This is a genomic window from Porphyromonas gingivicanis JCM 15907 (assembly GCF_000614585.1).
GTDB classification, from domain to species: domain Bacteria; phylum Bacteroidota; class Bacteroidia; order Bacteroidales; family Porphyromonadaceae; genus Porphyromonas; species Porphyromonas gingivicanis.
This window is the reverse complement of sequence record NZ_BAKX01000008.1, coordinates 43370-55295: the sequence shown is the minus strand read 5'-3', so window position 1 is coordinate 55295 and position 11926 is coordinate 43370. Positions and strand designations below refer to the sequence as shown.

Annotated in this window: 10 protein-coding genes and 1 pseudogene; all 11 read right to left on the bottom strand. The window is 43.5% G+C overall.

All coding sequences use genetic code 11. The annotated features are described in order from the left end of the window. Positions 1-2: 2 nt before the first annotated feature. Positions 3-1970 (bottom strand): TonB-dependent receptor plug domain-containing protein, encoded by a 1968-nt coding sequence (locus tag JCM15907_RS08115; RefSeq protein ID WP_025843423.1) that lies wholly within the window; start codon positions 1968-1970, stop codon positions 3-5. Positions 1971-2037: 67 nt separating this feature from the next. Continuing rightward, positions 2038-2718, bottom strand: a complete 681-nt coding sequence (locus tag JCM15907_RS08110) for an HmuY family protein (protein ID WP_025843422.1) — start codon at positions 2716-2718, stop codon at positions 2038-2040. Between the two features lie 408 nt (positions 2719-3126). Further along, entirely contained in the window at positions 3127-3951 is an 825-nt protein-coding gene (gene tsf, locus JCM15907_RS08105) for a translation elongation factor Ts (protein WP_025843421.1), read from the bottom strand. A gap of 26 nt (positions 3952-3977) precedes the next feature. Continuing rightward, complete coding sequence (gene rpsB, locus JCM15907_RS08100; RefSeq protein ID WP_025843420.1) at positions 3978-4850, bottom strand: 30S ribosomal protein S2; 873 nt, start codon at positions 4848-4850, stop codon at positions 3978-3980. Between the two features lie 168 nt (positions 4851-5018). Next, positions 5019-5405, bottom strand: coding sequence for a 30S ribosomal protein S9 (gene rpsI, locus JCM15907_RS08095; RefSeq protein WP_025843419.1), 387 nt, complete (start codon positions 5403-5405; stop codon positions 5019-5021). Positions 5406-5416: 11 nt separating this feature from the next. Continuing rightward, entirely contained in the window at positions 5417-5872 is a 456-nt protein-coding gene (gene rplM / locus JCM15907_RS08090; protein ID WP_025843418.1) for a 50S ribosomal protein L13, read from the bottom strand. Positions 5873-6270: 398 nt separating this feature from the next. Beyond that, positions 6271-7020, bottom strand: coding sequence for a copper homeostasis protein CutC (locus JCM15907_RS08085; RefSeq protein ID WP_025843417.1), 750 nt, complete (start codon positions 7018-7020; stop codon positions 6271-6273). A gap of 15 nt (positions 7021-7035) precedes the next feature. After that, positions 7036-7500, bottom strand: coding sequence for a hypothetical protein (locus JCM15907_RS08080; RefSeq protein WP_025843416.1), 465 nt, complete (start codon positions 7498-7500; stop codon positions 7036-7038). Between the two features lie 5 nt (positions 7501-7505). Beyond that, positions 7506-9323 (bottom strand): S1 family peptidase, encoded by a 1818-nt coding sequence (locus JCM15907_RS11460; RefSeq protein ID WP_159099932.1) that lies wholly within the window; start codon positions 9321-9323, stop codon positions 7506-7508. 537 nt (positions 9324-9860) lie between these two features. Then, complete coding sequence (locus JCM15907_RS13725; protein ID WP_262498460.1) at positions 9861-9992, bottom strand: hypothetical protein; 132 nt, start codon at positions 9990-9992, stop codon at positions 9861-9863. Between the two features lie 183 nt (positions 9993-10175). Next, positions 10176-11827, bottom strand: a pseudogene (locus JCM15907_RS11455) (fumarate hydratase). Positions 11828-11926: the final 99 nt, after the last annotated feature.

The window sequence follows — 11926 nt, the reverse complement described above, 5'->3', positions numbered from 1 at the left end:
CATTAAAAGTGTACTCTGAAAGTAGCACTATAGACACGACCTGGAGAAACAGGAGTATTTACGTAAATACGGTTGGGCACAAAGTTTAAGAGGTTATCTATACCCAAATTCAAGCTATAGTGTTTGAGAAAGCGTTGCTCCAAAGAAAGGCGTCCATAGAAATAACCTGGGAAATTAAGTTTTTCCACATCCCCTTTTTCATTAAACTGCGCTGCAGTGAAAGAGGAGAGATAACGTACAGAAAGATTGGCAGAAACACCATAGTTTGCAGAGTAATATTTATCGTAAGTAATAGCTCCTAAAGCAGAAAAAGGACGTGTGTCATAGATAGCTATCCTCTCTCCCTTGGCATTACGCACATAACGCCTATCATTAGTGTAAGTACCCGAAAGTCTCACTCCAAAACCCAATGGGAGAGAGATATGAGACTGCAACTCCGCTCCAAACACACGACTATTGCCTGGGATATTTGAATAAATATAATTGCTCTCTTTAGTAGCTGTATTAACAGTATTCTTCAAGGCAATGCGACTGTACACATTGTTGTAGAATACATTTGCCATAACACTAACATGACTCCACTTACCTTCGGCAGAAAGAGAGAACATACGGCTCTTCTCAGGCTTAAGGTCAGGATTACCCAAGATATAGAAAGGCTGGTGGTTGAAGAAGAAGAATTGCTCCTGTAGCGTTGGAGCTCGGTAGCCTTCTGAATAGGACAATCGATAAGAAAGATGTCCATCGGGCTTATACATAATAGAGGCTCTGGAAGTATAGTGCGCACCAAAACCAGAGTGAAGGTCTAAACGACCACCATAATTCAAAGTCAAAGTAGGTATCAATTGATAAACTCCTTGACCATAGAATATACAGTTACGTACATACTGCTTCTTACCCTGAGTGGGAGAAAGGAAACGATCTGAAGCCACTGCATCGTGAATATACTCTACCCCAGTGTTGATGTAACGCTCAGGAGTCCACTCATAGTTGAACTGCGCACGCAGGTGGTGCATCTGCTCAGTAAAGATGTGGCTACGCTCCTTATCGGCTGTCTGTACGAAAATAGTATCTCTCAAGTAGTTATTGTAGTGATAAGAGAAGTCTGTACTTGCTCTATCTGATATTTTCCACTGAGCTCCTGCAATAACATCGTAAGAATCATAAGCAAAATCTATCTTATCGGACCACTGTTGCTTACGAATGTTGGCACGACCCGTAAGAGAGAATTGGAGATTCTCATTGGGTTTTAGGGTTAGCTTCTCACTCAAAGTCCAAGCCTTATTCCCCGCAACATTAATACCTTGCCCATCTTCTCCTAGAAACTCATACGAACGATCTGTTCTGTACTGCACACCTGTTTGGGAGGCAAGCATTCCTTTCTTTAACCCCAAAGACAGATCGTATTTCTGTCCCAAACGAGAGTCTATACGAGCAGAAGTTACCAAACGGAAAGGCTCTCTTGCACTACGAGTAATAATATTAACAACCCCTCCGATAGCATTCGAACCATACAAAGCAGAAGCAGCTCCACGGAGCACCTCTATACGCTCTATATCATCAGGATTGATACGTTCAAAATCAACCGTATTACCAGCCCCAGTTGTAACCAACTCGCCATCTACAAGAAAGAGCAAAGCTGTTCCATTGAAGCCTTGCATCATAATTTTGTCTTGAGGACCATGCTTACTAAACTCTACCCCAGGCAGTACATACTGCATCAAATCCATAAAGTTCTGAGGAGCTAAAATCTTTATCTCCTTGGCCTTTATAACACGTACCGGGATAGGTTCATTCTTCAATAAACGTGGAGTACGGGTACCTGTTACCACCACATTGTCCAATGAATTTTCACGACAAATAGTCGTATCTCTATCTATATATTTTTTGTCTTGAGCAAAAACAAAACCTACGCTCGAAGCAAGTAAAAGAAGCAGGCTCACAAAAGCCTGCTTCATAATATTCTGATTCATATCTACAAAATGTATTTCTGACAGAAGTCTTTTAACGTAAAAGAGTAATCACTATCTACATTGAATATCACTTTACAGGATATTCATAGGAGAAGGTAACATAACCTGGCTTTATTTTCGCATCAAAGAAATCTGTCAACTTAATGCGTGCTACTGATCCATCAGCCAACTTAACAAAGTAAATATCGTAGCTATACTTATATGCGGGACCCATCACCATAGTTACATCAACCCAACCTCCAACAGGCAAACCTCCTTTTTTCTTACCAGAGATAACCTCATTGAGTCCTTGTCTCTCTATTTTAGAGGCATGATTTCCTCCACCAGGGTTAAAAGAAACGGTTACGTCTGCTTCAACATCAGCCATCCAACCCTCCGCAGGAGCGTTTCCAGCATCCTTCAAAGGTGTTTTCTTCTTACTCTTAATATTAGCCTTAACAGCTGCTCCCTTACCCTTGCCACTAAAGCCTCCATTGAGACGAACATCATAGCGGTGGAAAGCAATATCCCAATTAAGATCTTCCTTGGGATTTGTTACATTAACTACTTCTCCCTTTTTCAAAGAAACATACACCCACTTAGCATAATCGGTTGCATCAATGGTCATTGTCTTTGCAATCATTTTCTGCTCCTGTGGCTTTTGGGGATCAGGATTAGGGTTATTAGGTTCTTGTTTAGGTTTACAAGAAGTAAAGGCTATCGCCATCGCAGCAAAGGCACAAGAGGCCCATGTAACAAGTTTTTTCATAAGGATGCGTATTTTTATTTGTTTTGATTGTATTATCAATTCCACCGCAAAATTCATACTTCTAACAATAGTCAGCAATACCAACTCTTTGGTATTTTCCCACAAGAGATACAAACATAATGGTATATAACTTTTAGCTTCCTTTCTTTACGAACTATTAGGGGTAGAGTTCTTTATACCAACAAAACAAAGTCTCACAAAACCCGTAAAAAGACTTTTTAAGTGCATGCAGCAATCTCATAACAACCTCTGAAAAACACACGATACCGTTTTCTTGTAAAAGTCTCTAACAATAATACTCCTCCACAATATAGAAGAAAAACTTTCAACGAAAAGATAAAAAGAAAAACCTCCTCTTCTCTAAAAGAAAAGGAGGCTTTTGATGAGCGCTAAACTCTTACAAGAGTATTACTCTGCATTAAGAGTAACTCGACGGAAAGCATCTACTGTAAGCGTTTTGCTCGCTGTACGCAAATAGGTCTCTATATCCATCTTGTTATCCTTTATAAAGGCTTGACGAAGAAGTGTATTTTCCTTGAAATACTTTTGCAATGATCCTTGAGCAATACGATCCAAAAGATTTTCAGGTTTACCCTCTTCATGAGCTTTTTCACGTGCTACGCGAAGCTCTTCCTCTACAATGTTTTGAGGCACTTCTTCTTCGCGGATGGCAACAGGATTCATAGATGCCACCTGCATAGTAATATCACGTGCCATTTGCTCCTCAATAGCTTCATTGAAAGAAGCTACAACAGCTAATTTGTTTCCGGGATGGATGTAAGACATAGTGTAGGGAGACTTAACGAACTCATAAGACCCCAACTCCATCTTCTCTCCAGTAGTACCCACACGATCTGTGATGTGATCAGCAACAGGACGACCGTCTCCAAGAGGAAGCTGAAGAAGAGCTTCTTTATTGGCGGGTTTTTCCTTCATCGCCACATCAAGGATATCTTGTGTAAGCTTAATATGACCTTCGTTTTTTGCCACAAAGTCTGTTTCGCATTGGAGAGAAACCACAGCGGCAAAACCTTCTGTGTGAGCTGCCAATACGCAACCCTCTGCCGCTTCACGATCGGAACGCTTAGCTGCAACAGCCTTACCCTTGGTACGTATAATCTCCATTGCCTTATCAAAGTCTCCATTAGACTCTTCAAGAGCATGCTTACAGTCTGTGAGTCCTGCGCCACTCATTTTGCGCAGTTTTGCAATATCTTGGATTGAAATAGCCATGACTTTTGTCTTTTAATTTAGAGTAATTATTCTGCAACTTCGGCAGGAGCTTCTTCGGCGGATGTCTCTGGAGCTACAGCTTCAGTAGCCTCTGATGCAGCCCCCTCTATGTCACGAACGCGCTCACGACGTGCACCTGTACGAGCACGACGACCCGAACGAGCTGCTCCATCTTGATTAGCCTCTTCTTCTTCTGCGTTAGCATTTTGAGCCTTGTACTCTACAAGACCTTCGCTAATAGCACTACACATAGCGCCAACGATGAGTTGTACCGCATCTTTAGAATCGTCGTTTGCAGGGATAACATAGTCCACCAACTTAGGATCGGCATTAGTATCCACGATAGCAAACACAGGTATTCCAAGGCGAGTAGCCTCACGAACAGCGATGTGTTCCTTAGTAATATCTACTACGAAGAGAGCAGATGGGAGGCGGGTCATGTCTTGGATAGAGCCGAGGTTCTTCTCCAATTTAGCACGCTGACGCTCTATCTGAAGCTTTTCACGCTTAGAAAGATTGTTGTAGGTACCATCCTCTTTCATTTTGTCGATTTGCGACATCTTCTTAACTGCCTTACGGATAGTAGGGAAGTTGGTAAGCATACCTGCAGGCCAACGCTCTATAACATAAGGCATGCCAATAGATTTAGCAAGCTCTTCAACAGGCTCTCTAACCTGCTTTTTGGTAGCAACGAAGAGTACCTTCTTTCCGTTGCGTGCCATATTTTTGATAATCTCAGCTGACTCCTCTACTTTGGCAACTGTCTTGTGGAGATCGATAATATGGGTGTTATTACGCTCCATGAAAATATAGGGAGCCATTGCAGGGTTCCACTTACGAGGTTGGTGTCCAAAGTGAGCACCTGCTTTGAGCAATTGTTCGAATGAAATCGATGCCATAATGTTTGTTTTGTTTACGTTCTTAACTGTTTAACCATTGATTTTGCAACCTCTTGGTAGAGAAATCTTTTACCTTTCCATCCAAGGGATTTAGATACTAAACACGAATAATCGCCTTTGGCATCCGACAGCAGTAGTATAAATAGTACTGAATATCGAGTAAGGAGATTAACGTTTACTGAATTGGAATCTCTTACGAGCTTTAGGACGACCTGGTTTCTTACGTTCTACCACACGAGCATCACGAGTCATGAAGCCAGCGGCACGTAGAGCAGCCTTGTCCTCAGGATTGATTTTAACAAGAGCACGAGCAATAGCCAAACGAGCAGCCTCGCTCTGTCCCTTAAAACCACCTCCTCTAAGATTGATTTTAATATCGTACTTCTCAACCACCTCCAATTTTGCGAGAGGTTGACGAACCACGTACTGCAAAATACTTGAAGGGAAGTAGTTAGTCAAATCTTTCTTATTGATTGTTATCTTGCCGGTACCTTCTGTTAGATACACGCGCGCAATGGCGCATTTGCGACGGCCTAATGCATTAATTTGTTCCATCGTTGGGCAACTTATTTAAGCGTATTGATATCAATTAAACGAGGTTGTTGCGCTTCGTGCTTATGCTCTGTACCTTCATACACATAAAGGTTACCAAGCAACTTGTCACCAAGTTTATTTTTGGGCAACATACCCTTTACAACTTTACGGAAGAGGCGATCACTCCCCTTCTTTTGAAGATCTCTTGGAGAGAATTCACGTTGTCCCCCAGGGAAACCGCTGTACTTGAGATAAACACGATCGTCCCACTTCTTGCCCGTAAGCATAATCTTTTCGGCATTGATAACAATTACATTGTCACCACAATCTACGTGAGGAGTAAAGCTGGGTTTGTACTTACCACGCAATAGCTTTGCAATCTTTGAGCACAAACGACCCAAGGTTTGCCCCTCGGCATCTACAAGAACCCATTCCTTGGCTGCAGTTGCCTTATTCGCCGATACTGTCTTGTAACTTAAAGTATTCACTTCTTTATTTTTTTCTTTGTTATACACACTCGCCTCTGAGCCTTCCTCTATAGCGTCCGAGCTTCCTTGTCACCCACTACACATCGGGTTGGACACCCCAACACATAGTACAAGAGCTTCGAACAGAGCAATACCAACAGAAGCACTTTTATCACTTATTGATAATAATCAGCCGAGCAAAGGTACTACAAATTTCCGTAACAACATCACATCAATCTCTTTTAGTCAGAAAACAAGAGTGTTACTATGAGTTCAAAAGGCATAATGGGTTCAATAGTTTGCACGGAAGGTAATAAGAAAAAGGTATAATGGTTTGAGGCAAAACCATTATACCTTTGAGATGAATAGATAAAAGAGTGCCAAAAACCCTCTAAAAGGAAATCTCCGTAGAGAGGGTATCAGTTTTCGTGAAAGAAATGAGACAAAAGATCTCTCGCTTTCGCTACTTTTTCCAGTGAGGTAACATACAGCGAGCCATCAGCATTGGCACCCATGTCAATATCAGGACGATCAAAAAGCAAGGGCGAGGGAGTAGTAGAACGGAAAGAGCCGTGAAACATACGCACTCCTGTACGACTCGCGATCTCTTCTATATTGTCAGGAGTAACTCCCCCTCCACATTGAATACCTATACGTTGTCCCGCTTGCTCGGTCAGCTCTTTTAGAAGAGATGCTCCCTGCAACACAGTAGGAGCGCACCCCGACGTAAGAACCCGACGGAAGCCTTTTTCGATGAGGGTTTCCAAAAGTTCTTTGGGATGCTGAGCCACATCGAATGCCCTATGAAAAGTACAGGGAAGTCCATCCGCAGCCTCAAGCAAACGACTATTTGCATCGTAGTCATAAGAACCTTGAGGAGTAAGAGCCCCAAAGACAAATCCATCCGCTCCCACCCTACATGCCGCTCTAATGTCTCGACACATCTCTTCAACCTCGGAAGGGGTATAGACAAAATGCCCCTCACGAAGTCGGATAAGTACATAGACATCTAACTCTACTGAAGAGCAAACTCGCTCTATACAAGCTATTGATGGAGTTATCCCCCCTATTGCCAAAGCAGCACATAGTTCCACACGGCAAGCACCACCTTGCTGGGCTATCATAGCTCCCTCAGCAGAGGGTACGCATATTTCCAATTCGTATTTCATCCCATTCTCAAAGTGTTAGGGCATTACATAGGGCAGAAGATAGGAGTAAGCTACCCCCTTATAGAGTACTACGGCTACTATCCAAGAGTGTTTAAAGGGGAGGGAGGGCACGGCAAACTCCTCTATCTTATAGTTTACAGCCGACGTAAAGAAACGAGTTCCTTCCAAACTGTACAGATTGAGATGAACATCTCCTTCTGGCAACTCGGGCAGAGTAAGCCTTAAACGCCCACCCATAAAAGCGATGGAGGGCATATCCCAACGATTGGGAGTATTGTTACCTACTTCGTCAAGCGGAAGGGTCAAAAGGTCCATCCAATAATTTCCTCTATAATAGAGATTAGAGGGAAGCTCCGAACTATTATTAGGGAGCCATCTATTGCCCACTAAGGGGCTTTTCACCCAGGCTGAATGCGCATTTTGCTCAGAAGATCTCATGCGAACAATGGGTAGCATGCCTCCCTCTTCGCCTTTTTCCATAGCCTCTACCCCGACATATAGGTAGTATTCTTGGGTAATAAGACCTCTTCATTAAGAGGAACAAAGAACTCTATAATTCCTCCGATAGTGCGCTCTTGCCCCTCATCAGCTGGGTCCCAGTATTTATACACAGGATGCTTGATCTCTTGAGTGTAGAGAGTAGAAATGGGACCGTGCTCATCACCTGCCATAATGAGTAACTTATTACGATTAAACACGGTGGAGGGAGAGGCTACAATCATCACCCCCAACAAGCGACTGCTATCCTTTAGAATGTATTGAGAGGCAAGAGCCGTTACTTCCTCCAATTTGCCATTGGTTTGCTCTATATCATCTCTCGAAAGAGAGTACAAGTTATTAGATAGTCGCTGAGGAGACTTAGGAGCATAGGGGTCTAAACCAGAACAGGTCTTCTCTTTCGTATTCTTAGGGTCGAGATATAGAGCAAGTCCCCCCAAAGGGACACTCTCGGGCGACCAACAGAGACTAATGGCATAATAGTAATCATTAAACGGGCTATGACAATAGGAATTTCCCCCCGTAAGAGCGCCAATAATCAAGTTCTTGTTGTCGTACAGAGGTGAGCCTGACGAACCTGGAGCAGTGGTGCCTATATCCCATTTATTAATTTTCCAATGGACATTATTCCACTGCATAGAACCTGCAGCAAAAGAGGCTAACTGCACTTTTTCCTTTACTTGATTGTATCGAGTAACCGAGGCGGCTGGGTGGTGTAAGCCTACATAGGGAGGTTGATGCTCTCCTGCATTCCAACCCGAAAAATAAGGACGGTAAGAAGCTGGTATACCACAACGTTCGCCCCCTTGAGTATCCTGTACCCCTGTTATACGGAGTAGGCACAGGTCGTGGTCTTCGTCCCAAGCAACGATAGTAGCACCGGAGAGCGACTGTTCTTCCGTACCGCGCACCAAGCGATTACCCACAGGACTGCGGAAGTTAAAGAAGAAAATAGTCTGACGAGCCGATTCATCTCGGTACTCTTTATCATTTGGGAAACGAAAAGAGCCATTCATGCAATGCGCTGCCGTAAGCACATAGGCAGTACCATCCTGCGCACTATTATTGATTAAAGCACCCGAGCATACACTTCTACCTCTCACAATAAGAAGCACCTGACTACGACTAATCTCTTCGACCTCTTGATGCTCTATGACATTAGGAGCACAAGAATATCCTCCAGAGAACCAAGGTTCTCCCGGCGTATAAACTCCGTTTGTAGGGTCTTGGACGATATTTCTAAAACAGTAGGAGATAGAGCCGATGGTCAAGTCAGGGAGAGAAAAGTCATTGGCGGGTGCCTCATAATGCACGATAATGCGCTCTCCTCGCACAGGGGCAACAGCCAAACATGCCTCCTCGGTATTGTTATGCGCTCCAAAAGCCCCCTTCATTTCGCCCGTAGAGGGAGAAAAAAGATATAGACAAGCTCCTTCAGGCAAGTGAAAACGAGAGAAAAAGAGCTGTAACCCTCGTGCTCCTGGACTCTCCAAGACAAGCTGCCATACTAAGTTATTACTCTCTCCTACCGATCGAGTTCCGCTGTTCTCAGGGGTAATATGTACCTCTTGAGGTATCCCTATCGTATAGGTATTGCGAAAGCCATCGCCACTCGCCTCCATCCATTGAGCAATTTGCTTTTGCGAAGGAGGGGTGATAGTTACAACGGAAAGAGAGGTGGAAGCATTGCGCAGTTGAGAGAGATTGATATTGGGTACTCCTCCTTTAGAAAGTTGGGCTTGCAAACCCTTTGGAGTGGTAAACAACAGCGCAATAAAAAGGGATAGTAAACCTATTTGTTTCATTTGCTTAAAGATTGTCTTGTAGGTATATGTGCCAAAATTACAATTTATATTGCGACCACCACATAACGCATTGGGAGAATAAGCCCATACAAAACTCCCTATGAGCAAACAGACAAGCTGCTCTTCGGAACAGCATGCCATGAATTTAGACATTGAAAAAAGTCTTTTCAACAAAGTATTATTCTCTTCTTTTCGACACAAAAAATTGTCACGCAAAGAGTTCTAAAATCATTTTTGAAGTAGCTCTCACAAGTCACTCTGGGAGCAACCTATAGAGTTGTTCTCGTTAAGGGGCAAGTTAGACACGTCAACGACCTCTTTTACATATGTCACCTATGTGGCAACCTTTTGTTTCACTCTCCGACGGATAAACAAAAAAAGAGAAAAGTGTCCCCGAAGAACTATCGGAAACACTTTGGCATTACTACCTAATTATCTACTACAATCTCTCTGTTCGGGTAGTCCTCCTCTGAGACAATGTCGTAGCCTCCTCTCCAAGACAACCCCACGTAACCTCTCGAAACAAAGTCCCTGCCCTCACAACGAACGAGCGTAAGCCTTTAGGTAATCGACCACCATTCTGTGGCGCTCATCCCTGACCTCTCGTTCTATCGAGGCGAGGCGTTGCCATGCTTGTAGGGAAAAATCAATCTGGTAATTATCATCCATAGGCACTCTTTATTGGGTAAAACTTACTTCTCGCAACAAAAGAAAAAATCCTCCTTGCTTTAATCACTCTACTTAGTAAACGCATCAACACGTTCTTTTAGTACACTTCAAAAAATAACCTCCCAACTTATTCCAGTCGGGAGGCTATTCAAGAGTTAATCTACAACGTATCAGTACGAAGGATTAGCGATACAACCCACAACTACTGCATTGTTCGCGTATTTGCGTAAAGAAATCGTTCCCTTTATCGTCCACTAAAATGAAAGCAGGGAAGTCCACAACATCTATTTTCCATATTGCCTCCATCCCCAACTCTGGATATTCTAAACACTCTACGTGCTTAATACTCTCCTGAGCCAATACAGCAGCAGGGCCTCCGATACTACCTAAATAGAACCCTCCAAACTCCTTACAAGCATCGGTTACCTCTTTACTTCGGTTGCCCTTGGCAATCATAATCATACTCCCCCCCTGCTCTTGGAAAAGACGTACATAGCTATCCATACGCCCTGCCGTCGTGGGGCCAAAACTTCCACTCGGCATACCCTCAGGGGTTTTGGAAGGACCAGCATAATAGATGGGGTGATTTTTGACATAGTCAGGCAAACCTTCGCCTCGGTCAATGCGCTCTTTCAGCTTGGCATGGGCAATATCTCGTCCAACAATGATAGTACCGTAAGAGAAAGACGGGTAGAAACGGGATACTGCGACAACTCCTTTCTAATCTCATCCATTGGACGATTGAGGTCTACACGCACCACTTGTCCCTCCAAAGCTGTTGTGCGGAGCGAAGCGGGAATAAGACGTCCGGGATTAGTTTCCAAACGCTCTATCCAGATCCCCTCCTTATTGATTTTTGCCTTGATATTACGGTCTGCCGAGCAACTCACACCCATACCCACAGGACAAGAAGCTCCGTGGCGAGGCAAACGTATAACTCTGACATCGTGAGCGAAATACTTCCCTCCAAATTGAGCTCCGAAACCTATCTTGTAAGCCTCCTCTAAAAGTTGTTGCTCTAACTCTACATCGCGGAAAGCACGTCCATATGCATTGCCCGATGTGGGAAGAGCATCGTAGTATTTGGTCGAAGCTAACTTAACGGTCTTCAGGTTCATCTCAGCAGAAGTACCTCCAATAACAAAAGCAATATGGTAAGGCGGACAAGCTGCAGTACCCAAAGAACGCATTTTTTCTACCATAAAGGGGAGCAATTTCTCTGGTGTAATGAGGGCTTTTGTTTCCTGATAAAGGAATGTTTTGTTAGCCGATCCTCCCCCCTTAGCTACACACAGGAAGTTATACTCATCGCCATCTACCGCCATCAAATCAATTTGTGCAGGCAGGTTAGTCCCCGTATTCACTTCCTTATACATATCCAATGGAGCATTTTGAGAGTAGCGTAGATTATCTTCCGTATAGGTATCGAAAATACCATGCGAAAGAGCCTCTTCATCACCTCCGCCCGTATAGACATTTTGCCCCTTCTTGCCCAAAACTATGGCTGTACCTGTGTCTTGGCAGAAAGGCAACTTGCCCAAGGAAGAGATCTCGGCATTGCGTAAAAAGGTCAGAGCAACGAACTTATCGTTCTCACTTGACTCAGGGTCATGTAATATCTGTGCTACCTGCTCTTGATGCTCTGGACGCAAATAAAAAGAAACATCGTGAAACGCTGTACGAGCCAAAAGACGCAAAGCCTCTGGTTCTACTACGAGTATCTCTCGTCCTCTAAATATTTCTGTATGAACATAATCACTGGTTAAATGATAGTACTCTGTCGTATCCTTTCCCAGTGCGAACATCTGCTGATAAACAAATTCTTTCTTTTCCATTTCCTTTACTCTTTCAATCTATTATTCTGACGAACGAAAATACAAAAAATAGACTTGCCAATGGATATAGCTACAGATAGCTACCTCAGCAAGTCTATT

What these genes read in the sequence shown, in the direction of transcription:
- JCM15907_RS08115 (WP_025843423.1), bottom strand. Translation starts at nt 1,970, where the DNA reads ATGAATCAGAATATTATGAAGCAGGCTTTTGTGAGCCTGCTTCTTTTA.
- JCM15907_RS11460 (WP_159099932.1), bottom strand. Translation starts at nt 9,323, where the DNA reads ATGAAACAAATAGGTTTACTATCCCTTTTTATTGCGCTGTTGTTTACC.
- JCM15907_RS08110 (WP_025843422.1), bottom strand. Translation starts at nt 2,718, where the DNA reads ATGAAAAAACTTGTTACATGGGCCTCTTGTGCCTTTGCTGCGATGGCG.
- JCM15907_RS08085 (WP_025843417.1), bottom strand. Translation starts at nt 7,020, where the DNA reads ATGAAATACGAATTGGAAATATGCGTACCCTCTGCTGAGGGAGCTATG.
- tsf (WP_025843421.1), bottom strand. Translation starts at nt 3,951, where the DNA reads ATGGCTATTTCAATCCAAGATATTGCAAAACTGCGCAAAATGAGTGGC.
- JCM15907_RS13725 (WP_262498460.1), bottom strand. Translation starts at nt 9,992, where the DNA reads ATGGATGATAATTACCAGATTGATTTTTCCCTACAAGCATGGCAACGC.
- JCM15907_RS08080 (WP_025843416.1), bottom strand. Translation starts at nt 7,500, where the DNA reads ATGGAAAAAGGCGAAGAGGGAGGCATGCTACCCATTGTTCGCATGAGA.
- rpsI (WP_025843419.1), bottom strand. Translation starts at nt 5,405, where the DNA reads ATGGAACAAATTAATGCATTAGGCCGTCGCAAATGCGCCATTGCGCGC.
- rpsB (WP_025843420.1), bottom strand. Translation starts at nt 4,850, where the DNA reads ATGGCATCGATTTCATTCGAACAATTGCTCAAAGCAGGTGCTCACTTT.